Source organism: Lyngbya confervoides BDU141951, assembly GCF_000817775.3.
Lineage (GTDB): Bacteria > Cyanobacteriota > Cyanobacteriia > Thermosynechococcales > Thermosynechococcaceae > Lyngbya > Lyngbya confervoides.
Genome location: NZ_JTHE03000088.1, coordinates 15,538 through 32,639 on the forward strand (window position 1 = coordinate 15,538; position 17,102 = coordinate 32,639).

Annotated in this window: 17 protein-coding genes and 1 pseudogene; 12 read left to right on the forward strand and 6 right to left on the reverse strand. The window is 54.9% G+C overall.

Going from position 1 to position 17,102, the window contains the following annotated elements:
* Entirely contained in the window at window positions 1-714 is a 714-nt protein-coding gene (queC, locus tag QQ91_RS14785; protein ID WP_166275941.1) for a 7-cyano-7-deazaguanine synthase QueC, read from the reverse strand.
* Window positions 715-875: 161 nt separating this feature from the next.
* Here queC and QQ91_RS14790 point away from each other — a divergent pair, with 161 nt between their 5' ends.
* From QQ91_RS14790 to QQ91_RS14805, 4 genes are all read left to right on the forward strand, one after another.
* Window positions 876-2,420, forward strand: a complete 1,545-nt coding sequence (locus tag QQ91_RS14790) for a sensor histidine kinase (protein WP_166275691.1) — start codon at window positions 876-878, stop codon at window positions 2,418-2,420.
* An 86-nt stretch (window positions 2,421-2,506) separates the two neighbouring features.
* Window positions 2,507-3,184, forward strand: coding sequence for a response regulator transcription factor (locus QQ91_RS14795; protein ID WP_375340955.1), 678 nt, complete (start codon window positions 2,507-2,509; stop codon window positions 3,182-3,184).
* Between the two features lie 120 nt (window positions 3,185-3,304).
* Window positions 3,305-5,335, forward strand: coding sequence for a molecular chaperone DnaK (gene dnaK / locus QQ91_RS14800; RefSeq protein ID WP_166275695.1), 2,031 nt, complete (start codon window positions 3,305-3,307; stop codon window positions 5,333-5,335).
* A 52-nt stretch (window positions 5,336-5,387) separates the two neighbouring features.
* The gene (locus QQ91_RS14805; protein WP_166275696.1) at window positions 5,388-6,350 is read left to right on the forward strand and encodes a DnaJ C-terminal domain-containing protein; all 963 of its coding nucleotides are present in this window, start codon (window positions 5,388-5,390) and stop codon (window positions 6,348-6,350) included.
* A gap of 94 nt (window positions 6,351-6,444) precedes the next feature.
* Here the strand turns inward: QQ91_RS14805 and QQ91_RS21915 are convergent.
* From QQ91_RS21915 to QQ91_RS14820, 4 genes and pseudogenes are all read right to left on the reverse strand, one after another.
* Window positions 6,445-6,567 (reverse strand): annotated as a pseudogene (locus QQ91_RS21915) (RNA-guided endonuclease TnpB family protein); the annotation flags it as partial.
* A gap of 73 nt (window positions 6,568-6,640) precedes the next feature.
* On the reverse strand, window positions 6,641-7,015 hold the full coding sequence (locus tag QQ91_RS14810) for a DUF3110 domain-containing protein (protein ID WP_166275698.1): 375 nt from the start codon (window positions 7,013-7,015) through the stop codon (window positions 6,641-6,643).
* Between the two features lie 104 nt (window positions 7,016-7,119).
* Window positions 7,120-7,725, reverse strand: coding sequence for a chorismate lyase (locus tag QQ91_RS14815; RefSeq protein ID WP_166275700.1), 606 nt, complete (start codon window positions 7,723-7,725; stop codon window positions 7,120-7,122).
* A 206-nt stretch (window positions 7,726-7,931) separates the two neighbouring features.
* On the reverse strand, window positions 7,932-8,363 hold the full coding sequence (locus tag QQ91_RS14820) for an RNA recognition motif domain-containing protein (RefSeq protein ID WP_166275702.1): 432 nt from the start codon (window positions 8,361-8,363) through the stop codon (window positions 7,932-7,934).
* A 651-nt stretch (window positions 8,364-9,014) separates the two neighbouring features.
* On the opposite strand from QQ91_RS14820, the gene QQ91_RS14825 reads away from it, so the two are divergent.
* The 4 genes from QQ91_RS14825 to clpS all read left to right on the forward strand — a co-directional run bounded on the left by QQ91_RS14825 (window position 9,015) and on the right by clpS (window position 12,055).
* On the forward strand, window positions 9,015-9,716 hold the full coding sequence (locus QQ91_RS14825; RefSeq protein ID WP_166275704.1) for a Crp/Fnr family transcriptional regulator: 702 nt from the start codon (window positions 9,015-9,017) through the stop codon (window positions 9,714-9,716).
* 12 nt (window positions 9,717-9,728) lie between these two features.
* Window positions 9,729-10,448, forward strand: a complete 720-nt coding sequence (locus QQ91_RS14830) for a DUF2232 domain-containing protein (protein ID WP_236095902.1) — start codon at window positions 9,729-9,731, stop codon at window positions 10,446-10,448.
* 78 nt (window positions 10,449-10,526) lie between these two features.
* Window positions 10,527-11,663 carry a nicotinate mononucleotide-dependent phosphoribosyltransferase CobT gene (cobT, locus tag QQ91_RS14835; RefSeq protein ID WP_166275706.1) on the forward strand — a complete coding sequence of 379 codons (1,137 nt, stop codon included), beginning with the start codon at window positions 10,527-10,529 and terminating at the stop codon, window positions 11,661-11,663.
* A 110-nt stretch (window positions 11,664-11,773) separates the two neighbouring features.
* The gene (gene clpS / locus QQ91_RS14840; protein WP_166275708.1) at window positions 11,774-12,055 is read left to right on the forward strand and encodes an ATP-dependent Clp protease adapter ClpS; all 282 of its coding nucleotides are present in this window, start codon (window positions 11,774-11,776) and stop codon (window positions 12,053-12,055) included.
* Between the two features lie 61 nt (window positions 12,056-12,116).
* Here the strand turns inward: clpS and QQ91_RS14845 are convergent, their stop codons facing one another.
* On the reverse strand, window positions 12,117-13,460 hold the full coding sequence (locus tag QQ91_RS14845; RefSeq protein WP_166275710.1) for a 16S rRNA (cytosine(967)-C(5))-methyltransferase: 1,344 nt from the start codon (window positions 13,458-13,460) through the stop codon (window positions 12,117-12,119).
* 219 nt (window positions 13,461-13,679) lie between these two features.
* Here QQ91_RS14845 and QQ91_RS14850 point away from each other — a divergent pair, with 219 nt between their 5' ends.
* The 4 genes from QQ91_RS14850 to thiD all read left to right on the forward strand — a co-directional run bounded on the left by QQ91_RS14850 (window position 13,680) and on the right by thiD (window position 17,043).
* A complete protein-coding gene (locus QQ91_RS14850; protein WP_166275712.1) occupies window positions 13,680-14,900 on the forward strand; it encodes a class I SAM-dependent methyltransferase in 1,221 nt (406 codons plus the stop codon).
* Window positions 14,901-14,961: 61 nt separating this feature from the next.
* Window positions 14,962-15,552, forward strand: coding sequence for a hypothetical protein (locus QQ91_RS14855; protein ID WP_166275714.1), 591 nt, complete (start codon window positions 14,962-14,964; stop codon window positions 15,550-15,552).
* Window positions 15,553-15,569: 17 nt separating this feature from the next.
* Entirely contained in the window at window positions 15,570-16,154 is a 585-nt protein-coding gene (locus QQ91_RS14860; RefSeq protein ID WP_166275716.1) for a hypothetical protein, read from the forward strand.
* Between the two features lie 79 nt (window positions 16,155-16,233).
* Window positions 16,234-17,043 (forward strand): bifunctional hydroxymethylpyrimidine kinase/phosphomethylpyrimidine kinase, encoded by an 810-nt coding sequence (thiD, locus tag QQ91_RS14865; protein WP_201277125.1) that lies wholly within the window; start codon window positions 16,234-16,236, stop codon window positions 17,041-17,043.
* The last annotated feature ends 59 nt before the right edge of the window (window positions 17,044-17,102 follow it).

Genomic DNA, 17,102 nt, shown 5'->3' on the forward strand with positions numbered 1-17,102 from the left:
CTAACTGGCTCCTGGACGGGCGGCAGCCCCGTAGGGAAGCGGATCACGCAGATTGAGCTGCTGGAAGGCGGCAAGGCGCAGTCGACAGGAATCGCAGTGACCGCAAGCGATGGGCGGCGTTTGACCCCCTCCCTCACTATAGCAAGACCAGGTCTTGGCCCAGGGAACGCCCAACTGGTTGCCCAGCTGGATAATTTCCACCTTAGATCGATGGATGAGGGGGGTGTGGATCTCAATGGGGTGACCTTCTCGCCCCTGTTTGGTGCCCAGCGCAAAAACCTTGCCCATGGCCGCAATATAGTCAGGACGGCAATCTGGGTAGCCAGAATAGTCTAGGGCATTCACGCCAATGTACACTCGCGGCGCAGCGATGGCCTCGGCATAGGCCAGCCCAAAGCTCAAAAAGATCGTGTTGCGAGCCGGCACATAGGTAATGGGAATCTCCTGAGCCATGGCCTCCGGATCGCGATCGCGGGGGAGGGTTAATCGGTCATCGGTGAGGGCCGATCCGCCCCACTGGCGCAGATCAAAGTGAACGCACTGATGCTCAACCACCCCAGCACTATCGGCGATCGCCCGCGCGGCTTCTAGTTCCTGGCGATGGCGCTGGTGATAGTCAAAGGAGAGGGCATAGCACTGCATCCCCTCTGCCTTGGCCTGGTAGAGCACAGTGGACGAATCGAGGCCCCCCGATAGTAAAACAACCGCTTTCACCGCACTCATCCCTGACTTTCTTCCATTGGACCGCGTCGCTCCAACACTCTCAGCAAATTTTTATCACTCCGTTAGCGGTTTATCAGCATAGCGCACCTGGGCTTGGATAGAGTGGAGAAAATTTAATCGGCAGCACAGGGATGACAGGGGCATGGAAATCAATGGGGCGAATCTTCGAGCGGGGCATTTTCCGGCGAAATCGCAGCACGGCTCCTGAGGTTTCCATAGCCCCGACCTCTCCCCGGCCACACTGGCTGGATCTGCGATCGCTGCAGTTTCAGCTCTCCCTCTCCCTCGCCACCTTGATTGCCCTGGGGCTAAGTGGCGCAGCCCTCTGGACCACCTACAAGGTGCAGCAAATTTTAATCGATAGCCACAAAGATTCCATTGTGGACATTGGCGATCGCATTGCTGAGGATGTCAAGCTTTACGAACAAATGGAGATGATGCCCCTTGAGGAGAGCCTGCAACGAGCCTTGGAGAACCGCGCCTCCCAAAAGCTGCTGCTATGGGTCCAGCAGGAGAACGGCACCCTGATTGCCGCAGCACCGCACGCCTCAGATGCCGTTTGGGCCAGGCTCAACTCGCCCCACACCTTGGCAGCCATGTTTGAAAACGCCCTGCCCCCGCGAATTTTCAGCCTGAAAGACCAAGACTTTGTAGCCTGCAACAGTCCTCTACGGGTGGGAACTCAATTTAAAGGAGATTTGTTCATTGCCCAGGACATTACGGAGGATCAGCAGCGCTTTGAGGCCGTGGTGCACACCCAGGTAGCCACCACCCTCAGCGCCATCTTACTGATGACCCTCGGCATGATTTATTACCTGAGCCGATCCCTGAAACCCCTTCAGGATATCTGTCGGATGACCCAAAATATCTGCGCCGAGGACCTAGAGCAGTCCCAGTTGCCCATCCAGCGGGCACCCACCGAAATTCAACAGCTCGCAGACATGTTTAACCTGATGATCTCCCGACTCTCCGGGTCCTGGAAGCAAGAGCAGCGGGCCAGTGCCCGGCAGCGTCAGTTTGTCAGCAATGTGTCCCACGAACTTCGCACGCCATTGACAGTCGTGCGTGGCTATCTGCAAAGCACCCTGCGACGCGGGGATAACCTCTCGGCAGGCCAGCGGGAGGCCTTGAGCATTGCCGCGACAGAGGCAGACCATACCATTCAGGTTCTTCAGGATTTGCTGGACCTGGCCAGAGCTGACGACGGGTATATTCCCTATCGCATGGACTACGTCATTCTCAACGACCTGGTGCAGCAGGTTCTCAATCGTGTGAAAAAAGTTAAGCCTCGGCCCCTTTTATTGGAAGCATCGGATGATTTAATCACAGCCTATACCGATGAGTCTCGTCTAAAACAGGTCCTAGTCAACCTTGTGGATAACGCCCTGAAGTATTCTCCGGACCCTGAACCTGTTACTGTCAAGCTGAGCCAGAGCGAGAATCAAGCCATCATTGAAGTGAGCGATCGCGGCTCTGGCATTCCCCCGGATTTGCAACGGCGAATCTTTGAGCGGTTCTATCGCATTGACGAGGCCCGCACCCGTTCCGGCGGCACCGGCCTGGGATTATCCATTGTTAAGACCTTCGTCGAGGGGATGCAGGGGCAGGTCTTCCTCACCTCAACCGTGGGGAAAGGGTCAACCTTTACGGTCCAACTGCCGCGCCTGTCGAAGCATGACCCGCAAGGGACAGGCTAAGAATGTCCTTGATGAGGACTCCAAACCGGCCTCAGGTTGATGAATCTCTGGTGAAGGCGCTCTCCTGTGAACCTCCAACGGATGAAATGGTGATGCTCAAGATTTTGCTGATTGAAGATGACATAACCCTGGCCCAGTTTGTGCAGCTAGAGCTGGCCCAGGAAGGCTACCAAGTCACCGTTGCCCATAACGGTATGGCGGGGCTCACCCAGGCCCGAGAACTCCTCCCCGATCTGGTGCTGCTGGATTGGATGCTGCCTGGCATGAGCGGACTGGAGGTTTGCCGACGGCTGCGCACCACCGGGGACAAAGTTCCGGTCATCTTTATGACCGCCAAGGATGAAATCAGCGATCGCGTCGCTGGCCTCGATGCCGGGGCTGACGACTACGTGGTCAAGCCCTTCAGCATTGAAGAACTCTTGGCCCGCATTCGGGCCCATCTGCGCCGTACCCACGAAGAGGACCCCCATCTGCTCAGCTTTGCAGATTTAACCCTGAATAAAAGTACCCGAGAGGTCTTCCGCCGTGGACGCGCCATTGAGCTAACGGCCAAGGAATTTGATCTGCTGCAATACCTGATGAGTCATCCGCGCCAGGTGCTCACGCGCAACCGAATTCTTGAGGAGGTTTGGGGTTACGACTTTATGGGCGATTCCAACATCATCGAGGTCTACATTCGCTACCTGCGGCTCAAGCTGGAGCAGGAACAGGAGAAACGACTCATTCAAACCGTGCGCGGGGTGGGGTACGTGCTGCGAGAATAGCGATCCCAAGAATCACCCCGAAGTATCAACACCGGTACGGTATACCACACCTGAAACGGACTTGCTCCGGCAGGATAGAATACCCTTGGATAAAGTTTGTTTAACCTTTAATTTTCTTGCATGGGAAAGATCGTCGGCATTGACCTAGGCACAACCAACTCTGTAGTGGCGGTGATGGAGGGCGGAAAGCCGGTGGTAATTGCCAATGCCGAAGGAAGCCGCACCACCCCCTCTGTGCTGGCCGTGGGAAAGGAGAATGAACGCCTGGTCGGGCAGTTGGCCCGTCGCCAAGCGGTGCTCAATCCCCAGAATACCTTCTACGGCTTTAAACGATTTTTAGGGCGCAGCTACAGTGAGCTGAACCCAGATTCGAAGCGAGTGCCCTATACCATTCGTCGCGGGGGACAAGACCAAATTTTAATTCAATGCCCCCGCCTGGAGCAGGACTTTACGGCGGAGGAGCTTTCTTCCATGATCCTTCGCAAGCTGGTGGAAGAAGCCAGCCGCTATCTGGGGGAGCCGGTGCGCGAGGCAGTCGTGACGGTGCCCGCTTACTTTAATGATGCTCAGCGCCAGGCCACGCGGGATGCAGGGCGCATTGCTGGCCTAGAGGTTAAGCGCATTATCAATGAACCAACGGCGGCATCCCTGGCCTATGGTTTGGAAAAGCGTGAAAATCAAACCATCCTGGTGTTTGATCTTGGCGGCGGCACCTTTGATGTTTCCATTTTACAGGTGCGCAACAACATCTTTGAGGTGCTCTCCACCTGCGGCGATACCCAGCTCGGAGGAAATGATTTTGATCAGGTCATTGTAGACTGGCTGGCCGAGCGATTTTTAGAGCAGGAGGGCATTGACTTGCGCCGCGATCGCCAATCGCTTCAGCGGCTGACGGAGGCCGCGGAAAAGGCCAAGATTGAGCTCTCCGGGCTGCCCGATACCAATATTAGTTTGCCCTTCATTACAGCAACAGCAGAGGGGCCAAAACACCTGGATGTGAATTTAAGTCGCGGTGAGTTTGAAAATCTATCTTTAAAGCTGATTCGCCGCCTCCGCACACCGGTGGAAGATGCCCTGCTCGATGCACGGTTGCGCCCTCAGGATATTGATGAAGTGGTTTTGGTGGGCGGATCGAGTCGCATCCCCTTTGTTCAGCTAATGGTGCGGGAGCTGGTGGGCAAAGAGCCCAGCCAGAATGTCAATCCCGATGAGGTGGTCGCCGTGGGGGCCGCGGTTCAGGCAGGCATCTTAGGGGGCGAGGTCACCGACATCATGCTCCTGGATGTGACCCCTCTGTCGGTGGGCCTGGAAACCATTGGTGGGGTCATGAAAACGCTCATTCCTCGCAACACAACCATTCCGGTGCGCCGATCGGATATTTTCTCTACCTCGGAGAACAATCAAACGCAGGTTGAGGTACATATCCTCCAGGGGGAGCGGGAGTTGGCAACGGATAATAAGTCCCTGGGACGGTTTCAGCTGCGCGGAATCCCACCGGCGCCGCGGGGAATTCCCCAGATTCAGGTGTCCTTTGACATTGATGCCAACGGCATTCTACAGGTGAGCGCCCTCGACAGGTACACCGGACGAGAGCAGAGCATTAATGTGCAGGGGTCCATAAATCTTTCGGAGGAAGAGGTGCAGCGCATGATTCGCGAGTCGGAGCGCTATGCCGACAGCGATCGCAACCGCCGTGAGCGCATTGAGAAGCGCAACCGATCCCAAGATCTCATTACCCAGTGCGATCGCAAGCTGCGAGAAGCAGCCCTAGACTATGGCCCTCAGTTTGCAGCCCCCCTGCGCCGCGAGATGGAAACCCTGATTCGCGATCTGCAAGAGAGTGTGAAACGAAACGATGATCGCCTCATTGACATCAACTACTCTCGCCTCCAAGATGCCCGCGCTGACTTACTGCGAGAGATGCAGTATGCTTACAACGGCTTTGAGGAAGAAGAGGATTTATTTGACTTGCCCTCAATGTCAGAGATTACCGGAGCCATTTCTAAAGGGGTGGATAAGTTAACCGGGAAATCCTCAGCCCCACCCCCGCCTCGCGGTCGTCAGTCCTCCGGATCCTCTGATCGGGAACGCTATGGACCGCGAAGCTATGACAATGATCGCTGGGAAGACTGGGATGATGAGGATTGGTAGCGAACCGCGCCACCGCTGCCCCGCCGTTCAATGCCCGGACGTATGAAGGTTAATGCAAAACTTTCGGAACTACTACGATATTCTGGATGTCCCCAGAAACGCATCTAATGAGGAGATTAAGCGGGTCTATCGCAAGTTGGCCCGCCAGTATCATCCTGACTTAAACCCAGGGAATCAAGAAGCCGAGGAAATCTTTAAAGACATCAACGAAGCCTATGATGTCCTCTCCGATCCAGGCAAACGTGCCCAGTACGATCGCTTTGGTAAATATTGGAACCAGCGAGGCTTCCAGGGAGATGGGGTGGATCGGCCTCAATCCTGGGGGCGATCGCCTGAGGACGGGGAGGAGGACTATGACTTTAGTACCTTCTCCGACTTTCAAGAGTTCCTCGATCATCTCATGGGAGGTCGCAAGGGCGGAAGTGGCGATCGCCGTAGCGTCCGAGACGATCCCTACCGACCAGGCACCACCAAAACGGTCTATACGCCCAACAGTCCGGGCCGGGTCAACGCTGAGGCCCGGTTGGTCATACCGTTAGAAAAGGCCTATCGGGGAGGCTGGGAGCGAATTCGCCTGGAAGATGGCCGGTCCATTGAGGTCAACATGCCCCCAGGGATGATCTCAGGACAGCGCATTCGCGTGCCAGGCCAGGGTAAAGGCGGCGGTGATTTACACCTCATTATTGAAGTCAAACCCCACAGCTTCTTCAGAAAGGACGGACTAGATGTCATCTGCGAACTACCCATCAGCCCCATTGAGGCCGTGTTAGGAGGCCCCATAGAAACGCCCACTCTAGACGGATGGGTCACGATGAACCTCCCCACCGGAGTCCGATCGGGCCAGCGTCTGCGCCTGGGGGGAAAGGGGTACCCTGGCAGCAATGGGAGCCGGGGCGATCAACTGGTGGAAATTCGTGTGGAAGTGCCTAAGGTGATCAGCACCGAAGAACGAGAGCTGTACGAAAAGCTCAAGCGCATTGAGACCTTTAAACCCAGGGCCAATCTACCGCTTTAATTGACATCCTCTCCCTCTGACCTTTCAGGGACAGAGAGAGATTCCCCGGATCGCTCCGAAGATTTCCTGCTTCAGTGCCAGTTGACTAGAATTCGTGGCCATGGGGCGTTGTGCTAGGAATATCAACCTCAGACTGAAGGCTCAGCAGGACGAAATTCTCCGATGCCTTACGGACGATTCGGACTTGTTTGACCTCAAACAAATCAGGGATACGCACCCCCCCTAACCGCTTCGCGGGATAGGGGGATCACTGCGGTGGATCTTGGTAGTTCTCCGGGAGAGGTCTCCGGTTACAAGAGCCGTTCTAGCTGCTGACGAATGCGATCGAGTTCCGACTCACTGGTTCGCGCCTCATCCCGTTGCCAATCCGTTTTCTCCAGGTTAGCCTCAGGGGGAACGGCAAGGGTACCTTTGGCGATGAACTGCATTCGCAGCCCCGACTCACGACAAAACTCCGTAATTTCCGCCTCGCTAATGGCTTCCACACTAGGACTCGGAAAATCTTGCGCCTCTAGGAGTAAGGCAAAGCGCATGGCATCGTCCTCCTCCTCGAAGGCCAGCACCACATCTTGCTCAAGCTGTTCATGCTCCGGGTCTTTAATCTTCAGGGTGTGGATTCCTTCATTGCTGGTGCCCGTGTTAAACAGAAGGACATAGAGGATCATAGACTTGATGGCAGATGGTAAACCTGTGCTGATGATACCTTGCTCTGTCCACGAATCCAACGGACTTGAAACCCTAGGGATTCAGCCCAGCCTGTGCTAGACCTCTATCCCTGCATTGGACCTAAATAATGAGTCAAGACTGGAGAAAACGCCTCATAAATTAGGGTGAGAGGGCGATGGTTATGCCAAAAAATGTAGTATCTTCCCCAGAATGGGCCTTTCTGACCAAACTCCTCCTCCAGACTGGAGGATTGACCATACATCACCAACCGAATATCTCGGTATAGTTCAGTGCGCAGATCCGCCAGACTAGCCCAGATGGGTAGGGATCGGTTCTGGAGATAGTCATCAACGTGGCTGGCCTCCCACCAGGAGGTAGCGTAGGCTAACCGCTGTCCCGATTCGGTTCTCAACCATACCTGGCGTCGCAGGCGCGGCGCGGGGATGTGGTCAATCAGGCTGGGAGCCTGATCCCGATCAAAGTCCACAGCAGACATATCCCGAACGTCCACCTCAATGGCTTCTCCCGTCAGGAGCTGAAGATGACGAGTGGTTGATCCATCACTGAGCAATAAAAGCTGCCAGGTGGGCTGCAGCCGACTGTGGGGGAAGCCCCTTTGAATTTGATGCGCCTCGGCTTGCCAAATAACAGAAAGGGGGTACCAGTGGGGACGAACAATCGGCTCAGGGGAAGCGACAGGAAAAGTCACAGGCGTTCACAAAACTTCATACACCATGACTGCATCATAGGACATCTTGAGGATTCCGACCACCTTGCCCTGAGCCTTTGGCAGTGGTCAGCCGATAAAAAGAGGCTCCTAGCTGGAGCTAGAAGCCTTTAAGTAAAGACGTTCAGAAAGCATGAAGGCGGCTTATTTGACAACCAACTAGAAGCCGGGGAAAGTCTTTTCCAGTCCTAGCCATTGGATTGAGCCATCAGCATTTCCTTGAGCTTTTCTAGCTCCTGGGCCCAACGCGGATCGGGTTGAGCAGCGCTGGCGTAGCCATCTCCAAAGGTGGAAGGGGCACTGGGTCGACCTTTCTTGCTTCGACGGGGACTACCATTGCCCGGTCCCGCAGCCTCTTGACTATCCTTTGCTTTGGGCAGCGCCTTTTCGATCTTCAGCGCATTTTCCTTAAACACATGTCCATTGAGCTTTTCGATGACCTGATCTGCCTGTTCTTCTGTTTTAACAGTTACAAAACCAAATCCGCGACATTTGCCGGTTTTACGGTCGGTGACAACCTTTGTAGACTCTGTCTCGCCCACTTCCTGTGTAAAAAGCGCTTCTAATTCTTCACGCTCGATCTCTTTCGGTAAATTTCCAACGTAAAGACGAACTGACATTGAGGGAACCTCCAACAAACAGATATAAATGAGATTGAACAAGCTTTTTCACTATTTAGCTCGAAGTTATCGCAGGGGTACACAACCTAAAACCCACCCAACCCGAGCAAAGCAAGACAGAGAAACCTCTAGCGATCAACAGCTAGGCAGAAGGCGAGGGATAGCGATTCAAAATATCCTATGCAAACTTCTAAAAAACAGTAAAGCGAAGATCTACACCCTAAATTCCCGTAGCCCCGGTGAAACTCCCGTCATGAGATGATGGCAAAAAGGTCAGAAAACATTGCCTTAGCAATTTCACTCTAAAATTAATGAGTGAACACCATCGGGCATCAGGCAGACATTGAACCGGCGAATGAATCACACGTCCACTCGAATAACGAGCCACTCATTACAGTAACACGGGACGAAACAAAAGTTGAGAAGACCTGAGTTGAACCTCGGACTCGTCAAACTTGTTTTAGATTGGATGTTAGATCTTCGCTGCTGCAGAGGGCCAACGCTTTCCGGAAACCCGATTGGGTCAACACCAGAAAAGGTGGCGGAACCCCCGGAAAAATCGCAATATTTCATTACGTTATCGGCGTTCCTTTTTTCGAGCGGCCAATAGTCTGCTATGTTGACCTCAGCTCCCATAACTACTGCTGTTTGATGGAAGAGAAACGTAGTTTCCGTGATTCAAGAACAGATGAGCCGTTAAGGTCTTTGCCGTTCTTTGAGGGGTTGGATGAGTCCGTCATTCGCGCTGCCATTGCTCAGGTCGTCACCCGTGAGCATCCTGCAGGACGGGTGATTTTACTGGAAAACGACTGGGGAAGCTCTGTTTATTTTATTCTGAGCGGCTGGGTCAAAATCCGGACCTATAACATTGACGGGAAGGAAGTTACCCTCAATATCGTGGGGCGCGGAGAGCTGTTTGGGGAAATGGCTCCCCTCGATGAGGTGCCTCGGTCAACGGATGTCATCACCTTAACACCAACGGTGGTAGCCAACATGCCTGCCCACGATTTTGTGCGACTGATGCAGACCGAACCCCAGGCCGGTATCCGGCTCGCTAAGCTCATGGCTAGACGGTTACGCCAGGTCAATCGCCGATTGAGACTGCGGGAGTCTGATAGCACTTCACGGGTAGCGGACATTCTGCTGTTTCTGGCTGAAGGGCAGGGAGAGGAGGGCGAGGACGGAATTTCTATTCCAAATCTGCCCCATCGAGAACTGAGTAGTCTGAGCGGCATGGCCAGGGAAACGGTCACCCGTGTCCTCGGTAAACTGGAGAAAAAAGGGATTATTCGACGGACCCACGATACGCTCTGCATCGTTAATGCCGACGCTCTAGAAGATATGCTCCTATAGTTCATGTAGTTCATGACAGAGTTCGAGTTTGAGGCTCAAGAAGATCCCACTGCCGAAGCGGATGATTGGATGGTAGGGGGACCAGAGCCCACCATGCCCCCTCACATTGGGGAAAAAACAGCTACGGCATTGGTGACGGTGGAAACGGCGTTTCTCGCCAGTACAACCGCATTGATCTGGTTGATTAACACCTATGTTCCCACGGGACCACTCCTGCGGATGTTTTTCCCATTGCCCATCGCCCTCGCCTACCTGCGCTGGGGCAAGCGAGCGGCCTGGATGACTGCAGTGGTGGCAGCCCTGCTGCTGAGCGTTTTAATGGGGCCTCCCCGCAGCGTTCAGTTCTTTCTTCCCTACGGAATTTTGGGCGTTATTCTAGGGGGGTGCTGGCGATCGCAACGAGGATGGGCCCATTCCATGGGTTGGGGAGTCTTAATTTCAGCGCTGGGCCTCTTCTTTCAAATTTTCCTGCTGTCTTTGCTATTAGCCACCAATGTTTGGCTGTACCTCAATCAACAGGTTACAGGCATCCTCGACTGGCTATTTATTAAGCTGAATCTGCTGATCAACCCGGATCTGTGGGTCGTCCAGCTTTTTGCCGTGGGCTTGATTTTTGTGAATGCAACCTTGTATCTTCTGCTAGTCCACCTGGTTGCCTCCCTCCTATTCGAGCGCTTAAAATATCCCATCCCCGATCCCCCCCCTTGGCTCCAGGCCATTTTGGAGGACTAAGGCCCAAAGGAGGAGAGATCCTAGGCTTGGCCCCAGATCGAGACCCAGATCGCCCAGAACGAATTGACGTAAAGTTGCATGATCCGAGTTTGCACCGAACCTGTCCAGGGATCTGAATGGCTTCAACGCTATCGAGGAGCATCGCCAACCTTTTGCTGTGTCCTGGGATTTACGGACACAGGCCTGTATCCTGGGATTTCTGCAGCGGGTCGCACCATCGAAGATCGAAAATGGACAGCGATCGCCGATATGGAGTTTCTGGTCAACGGGCCAGGCCAACGCCCCCAGCATCGGCTCCCCCCCCTGACAGCTGGCGCCTCGCCTGCCATTATTAGCCGCGCCATCGCCGCCCAAATGGGATGGCCGATTTGGATTCTCAATGCGGGCCTTCCCGTCCGTCCCAGCTTTCCCTGCATCGATCTAGGCGGAGCGCCAGCCCGCTGCCTCAGCACCGGAGTAGCCCTAGAAATGCGGACCGTCCTGCATCTATTTCAGGCGGGTCTGAGCTGGGGCGCAAGACTCGGTCAGCAGTCACAGGAGTATGTGATCTTATCGGAATGCGTGGTCGGCGGCACCACCACAGCCCTGGGGGTTCTGGCGGGACTGGGGTATCCTGCGGCCAACAAGGTCAACAGCAGCCATCGATACTGTAACCACCTGCAAAAATGGCGCTTGGTGCGACAGGGCCTGGATACCTTTGAGCTTTATCAATCCCATCCGGAGATTCCCGAACCCTTTCGCGTGGTGGCGGCCCTGGGCGACCCCATGCAGATTGCGGTGGCGGGGTTAGCCCTAGCCCTTTCGCAAACTCGCGGCGTTTTACTGGCCGGAGGAACGCAGATGCTGGCGGTTTATGCCCTGATCCTGGCCATTAACCAGGCCATGGATCTCGATTGCAATTTGGATCAGATTGTGGTGGGCACCACCCCCTGGGTCGTGGATGATCCATCGGGAGATACTGTGGGATTGGCTAAATCCATTGGCCACGTGGCTTTGATGACCAGCAACCTCTCCTTTCACCAGTCTCGATTTCCCGAGCTGCGGGCCTATGAATCGGGATACGTCAAAGAGGGAGTTGGGGCGGGCGGCTGTGCCATTGCGGCCCATCTTCACCAAAACTGGGGAAGCCAGGACATTCTTCAGGCCACTGAAGCCAGCTTGAGACAGTATCAACAGCACGATCAGCCACAATCGGGATGTCTTTTGACCAGATGATAGGGGTTACCTGAATCGGGTTACGTTAAAATGCGTTTACCCGGCCTTTGGGGCTGGACCTGGCGGCCCAGTCACCCTGACCTCTGCTGTTTTTAGCTATACATCGTTCCATGTCTGTTGAACTACAACAAAAGTCTGCTACGGTTCGCAAGCCGGCACCGAAGTATCGCGTCTTACTCCATAACGATGATTTCAACCTGATGGAGCATGTGGTGGAGGTGCTGCTTAAAACGGTACCCAGCCTCTCCCAGCCCCAGGCAGTGGATATTACCATGGAGGCCCATACCCATGGGATGGCCCTGGTCATCACCTGCGCCTTAGAGCACGCCGAATTTTATTCCGAAACCTTGAAAATGCACGGCCTCACCAGCACCATTGAGCCAGAGTCCTAAAGGCTGATCGATCTAGATCAATCCCCCAAATCCCCCAGGGCGGATTGCGGAACATCCTAGCCTAGGGAAAGTGCTGTCGAAATCGGGCCACAAAAAATCCATCCATCTCCTGACGATGGGGCCAAATTTTGAGAATGCCCGGATTGCTCAAGAAGGATCTGGCGGGGCTATGCGAGGGCGGGTTTTCGAGGGACCAGTGGGGATGATCCACCAGAAACTGGTCAACGACCTGCTCATTTTCCGCCGGATGGAGCGTACAGGTGGAGTACACCAGAAGGCCGCCGGCCTTGACCTTTCCTGCGGCTGAGTTGAGTAGCTCAAGCTGGAGCGCTCTAAGCTGCTGGACTGAGTCAGGCGTCTGCCGCCAGCGGGCATCTACGTGACGATGCAAGGTTCCTAATCCTGAGCAAGGGGCATCGACCAGAGCGGCATCCACCTGGGGAATCGTTGCCGGAAGCGATCGCCCATCCCCCTGCCAAAGATGAACGCCAGACACCTGGAGTCGATCCAGGTTCTCCTGAATTCGCTTGATTCTGGATTTGGCCTTTTCACAGGCCCAAATCTGCCCCTTGTTTTCCATCAGTTCCGCCAGGTGAACAGTCTTGCCCCCTGGAGCCGCGCACATATCCAGCACCCTCCATTCAGGCTGCGGATCAAGCATGTAGCCCACCAATTGGGCACTGGCATCCTGCACCACCCAGGCCCCTTCCGTAAACCCCGGTAAATCGGTTAAGCGTCCCGGCGCGTTGAGAATTCTGAGTGCTTGGGGCAACTGGGGCAGAGGCTGGGAGGCAATGTCCAGGGCCGCAAGCTGATGCTGCATCTGGGCAACCGAGCTGCGGCGAGGGTGAAGGCGCAGATCCATCGTGGGCCGTTGATTGAACCACCGGCAGAGTGCCTCGGTTTGAGCAAGACCAATTTGGGCCTGCCATACCTGAACCATCCAGTCGGGAAAGCTGTGAAGGATTCCCAAACGCCTCACGGGGTGCAGATTATCAACCTGAAGCGGGTCTGCGGTGCTGGCTAATCGCAGATATTGGCGCAGGACCGCGTTGACCACCTTGCTGAGGCGACCTAGGTTGAGATGTTTTGCCAGATCCACCGTTGTGTGAATCGCGGCGTGGGGCGGAATCTGGTTTAAATAGCGCAGCTGATACAGGCCCAAGCGCAGCAAATGCCGAAGCTGAGGAGATTGCTCGTTCGCAGGGCGGTGAGCCAATTGAGTCATCAGGTGATCCAGGGTTCGCTGGCGGCGCACAATGCCATAGACCAGTTCTGTCATGAGGCGGCGATCTTTGGCCTCGGGCTGCTGATCCAAATACCCTTGCAGGGCAATGTCAGCAAAAGCACCCTGGTCAATCGCTTGAAGAATCTGAATGACGGCCAGTCTGGCAGAACTAAGCATGGGCGGAGGGCAAAGGCGTGGAGGGATCTCGAAGGGAGTTTAGATTCACTGTCCCCATTATCATGGCAGGGGGCCTTTCCTCTACGGGTCCCCCTCTCCAGATGGGGAGCAAACGCTCCCACCAGCCACCAGGGAATCCCTGGGTGTCAACCCAACCTTAGAGGTCAACCTTGCCTATCATCATCCATGATGATGAGATAGCGTTGATCCATCCCCACCATGTCATTGCCCAACCCCATCCATTGTGCCATTCGTCAATCTCCCCAGGGCTATCTCTCCTTTGCTGATTTTATGGAGCTGGCGCTTTATCACCCAGAAATTGGGTATTACGCCCAGCCTCGCCCCCCCATTGGCAGTCGCGGAGATTTTGTCACCGCAACCCACCTTGCCCCAGACTTCGGGGAATTGATGGTTCTCCAGTTCTATGATTTCTGGAAGGCGCTGGACCGCCCCCGATCCTTTACGGTGGTGGAGATGGGAGCCGGACAAGGACTGATGAGCATGGATGGGCTGCGTTTCCTCGCCCAGACTGAATCGGATGATCTGCAGGTCTTTGCAAAGGCCCTTAACTGGAAAATTATTGAGCGATCGCCCGCCATGATTGCAGCCCAGAAAAGCCAGCTGCAAGGTTTACCGCCAAATTTCATCCCCCTCCAGTGGCACACCCTCACCGATCTGGCTCCCGATTCGATCTGCGGCTGCTTTTTCTCCAATGAGCTGGTGGATGCCTTCCCGGTCCATCGCCTCCGGAAAAGTCAAGGACAGCTCTACGAAATTGGGGTAGGCCTTGGGGCACCATCCTCCCCAGCTGAGCTTCAAGAAAAGCTGGTGCCACTGGAGAATCCTGCCCTTTTAGAATATCTGTCCGAGATGGGTATTGACTTGCTGGACCCGGTCTATCCAGAGGGCTACACCACGGAAATCAATCTGCATCTCAAGCCCTGGATTGCCCAAGTCGCAGCCGCACTCCAACAGGGCTTTGTCCTGACCATTGACTACGGCTACCCAGTCCATCGATATTACAGTCCGGCCCGATCCCAGGGAACACTACAGTGCTATACCCAGCAAAAAGCCCATGGAAATCCCTACGAACGGGTAGGACAGCAAGACATTACCGCCCACGTCAACTTCACCGCCCTGGAATATTACGGAACTCAGGCTCAGCTGGAGCGCCTCCACTACACCCAACAGGGCATTATGTTGATGGCCTTGGGACTGGGCGATCGCCTGCATCAGAACAACTCCAGACCTGACCTGGAGAATCTTGAGTTCATTTTGCAACGACGTCAGGCCCTTCAGGGGTTAATTGATCCTCTAGGTCTGGGGGGATTTGGGGTTCTGCTTCAGGCTAAGGGGATTCCCTCCAGCCAGCGGAGCTATGCCTACCAAGGATTTCCCAGGACCGATATATCTAGATCCGAAACCATGGTGCAACCCTAAAAGAGCTGCTAGGATAGGCCGTAAATTCTCGTGATAGTCCAGTGACAGAATGGAGTTCCCTATGATTAAACCAGCTACCGTTCTTCCCCTTACTCTACTCTCGGTGCTGACGCTGGCATCCGGTCAAGCCCTGGCCCACAGCGTGCAGACCGATTATTTACTCTCTCCCGAGTCCGAACTCTCCTTGGACGTCACCTTTAGCACCGGGGAGCCCCTCCAGGAAGCACCAGTGAAGGTTTATGCTCCCAACAATCCCGAGAAACCCTGGCTGGAGGGAACCACCGATGCGTCTGGCAAATTTACCTTTTTACCAGATTCTGCCCTAGCTGGGGACTGGACCGTGGAAATTGGCGAGTACGATCACGCTGATATTTTGACCGTTCCCGTCAATCAGGGCGGAATTCAGATTAACGACATCAGTCGCAAAAGTGATCAGTTTCAGGTGGCGCAGCGTCCTTCCCTGAGCCTCTCCTCCGAACCAGCCCAGGCCCTGTCCTCAGAATGGGGATCCGCCTCAGCCCCCGCCGCCGCCCTGATCCAGACCTCGGGTCAGGATTTCGGCTTTGAGGCTGCCGCCACCGTGCTGGTGACCGGTGGATCAGCAGCGCTAATTCTGGGGCGGCACCGTCAGCGAGGGAACGCTAAACACTAAGGCGGGAGGAAGGAGGAATGGCGCGGTTTAAGCCCTTACTGCTTCTCCTGCCATGGCTGGGCGTCTGTCCCCCAGCCATGGCCCAGCCGGATGTTCCCGTGCAAACATTAGTGGAATGGTCACAGGATCACCTGCTGCTGGCCCCCCTGCAAAAAGTGGACAAGGTCAGGCCCCAGGATCCTGACTTTGAAAGTCAACTGGTCACCAGTCGCGGTAAGGTTCGCTATGAGGTGCGTGTAGACCCGGATGATTTTGTTCAGGCCGAACGCATTCAATATCGTCCCCAATGCTTTGAAGCCGATACGCCAGGCTGCAAGGGCAGCATCCAGTTTGATCCTGAGGCGTCAGGAAACGGCTGGAAGCTGATTGAGTTCCTGTGGGGCAGCGACGTCCTTGAGGATTTTCGAGGAGCGAAGCTGATGCTCACCGACACCGTGAGCGGCACTCAAAAATGGTACCAGGGGCAGCGCTATAACTATGAAACCTGGCATTTTCGGGATAACCTGAATGCGCATTTTTCCGTAATCTCAAAACGGTCCTCCCAAGCCGAACGCATTCAGGCCTACCAAACCTGCCTTAAGGAAATGTGTCAATTTTTTTAGGCTGGTGCTAATGGTCTTACACTGCCTTAGAGATCCCTTTGAGAACTAGCGGCATGATAACGATCAGGACGGTGCGATCTTGCCCGGCAACATTCCAGTAGCCTTGACCATTGCCGGGTCAGATAGTGGGGGCGGAGCCGGCATTCAGGCAGATTTAAAAACCTTTGCCTTTCACCGCGTGCATGGAACCGTCGCCCTCACCTGCGTCACGGCTCAAAATACTCAGGGGGTAACCCGCGTCGATGCCCTAACCCCGGAGGCTGTTATGGCTCAAATTGAGGCTGTACAGACGGATATCGGGTTTGACAGCCTCAAAACTGGCATGTTGCTTAATGCTGAAATCATAGACACCGTATCTCAGGCGATCGCAGCCTTACCCAACCCTAAGGTGGTGGTTGATCCGGTGATGGTGTCCCGCACCGGGGCCATCTTACTAGAGGCCGAGGCGATCGCAGCGATGCAAACTCAGCTCATTCCCCTGGGCCAAGTTCTCACCCCCAACCGTTACGAAGCTGAGATTCTCAGCGGGATTTCAATTCACAGCGAAGCCGATATTCACCAAGCTGCTCAGGCCATCTTCCGTTTGGGCTGTCCCCACGTCCTGATTAAGGGCGGCGGGTTTTCAGGTGAACTCCGGGGAATCGACTTTTGGTACGATGGAGAGCGGATTCTGAAGCTGCAGACCCATTGGGTCAACACCCCCCATACCCATGGCACCGGCTGTTCCCTATCCGCAGCAATCGCTGCGAATTTAGCCCTGGGCTATGCCCCTGGGGATGCAGCCCAGAGAGCTAAGGACTACGTCACCTGCGCCCTCGGGTCGGCCTTGAGCATTGGACAGGGACAAGGACCCATTGGCCACTGGTATCCACTCCTCAAGCAAGGGTGAACGAGAGATTCGCGCTTCACGGTTTTAAAATTCACAACTTGAACTTTAAAGTTTTGCTG

Excerpts from the sequence above, each read along its gene's own strand:
- QQ91_RS14790 (WP_166275691.1), top strand. The coding sequence starts at position 876 with ATGGGGCGAATCTTCGAGCGGGGCATTTTCCGGCGAAATCGCAGCACG.
- QQ91_RS14795 (WP_375340955.1), top strand. The coding sequence starts at position 2,507 with ATGGTGATGCTCAAGATTTTGCTGATTGAAGATGACATAACCCTGGCC.
- dnaK (WP_166275695.1), top strand. The coding sequence starts at position 3,305 with ATGGGAAAGATCGTCGGCATTGACCTAGGCACAACCAACTCTGTAGTG.
- QQ91_RS14805 (WP_166275696.1), top strand. The coding sequence starts at position 5,388 with ATGCAAAACTTTCGGAACTACTACGATATTCTGGATGTCCCCAGAAAC.
- QQ91_RS14810 (WP_166275698.1), bottom strand. The coding sequence starts at position 7,015 with ATGATCCTCTATGTCCTTCTGTTTAACACGGGCACCAGCAATGAAGGA.
- QQ91_RS14820 (WP_166275702.1), bottom strand. The coding sequence starts at position 8,363 with ATGTCAGTTCGTCTTTACGTTGGAAATTTACCGAAAGAGATCGAGCGT.
- QQ91_RS14825 (WP_166275704.1), top strand. The coding sequence starts at position 9,015 with ATGGAAGAGAAACGTAGTTTCCGTGATTCAAGAACAGATGAGCCGTTA.
- QQ91_RS14830 (WP_236095902.1), top strand. The coding sequence starts at position 9,729 with ATGACAGAGTTCGAGTTTGAGGCTCAAGAAGATCCCACTGCCGAAGCG.
- cobT (WP_166275706.1), top strand. The coding sequence starts at position 10,527 with ATGATCCGAGTTTGCACCGAACCTGTCCAGGGATCTGAATGGCTTCAA.
- clpS (WP_166275708.1), top strand. The coding sequence starts at position 11,774 with ATGTCTGTTGAACTACAACAAAAGTCTGCTACGGTTCGCAAGCCGGCA.
- QQ91_RS14845 (WP_166275710.1), bottom strand. The coding sequence starts at position 13,460 with ATGCTTAGTTCTGCCAGACTGGCCGTCATTCAGATTCTTCAAGCGATT.
- QQ91_RS14850 (WP_166275712.1), top strand. The coding sequence starts at position 13,680 with ATGTCATTGCCCAACCCCATCCATTGTGCCATTCGTCAATCTCCCCAG.
- QQ91_RS14855 (WP_166275714.1), top strand. The coding sequence starts at position 14,962 with ATGATTAAACCAGCTACCGTTCTTCCCCTTACTCTACTCTCGGTGCTG.
- QQ91_RS14860 (WP_166275716.1), top strand. The coding sequence starts at position 15,570 with ATGGCGCGGTTTAAGCCCTTACTGCTTCTCCTGCCATGGCTGGGCGTC.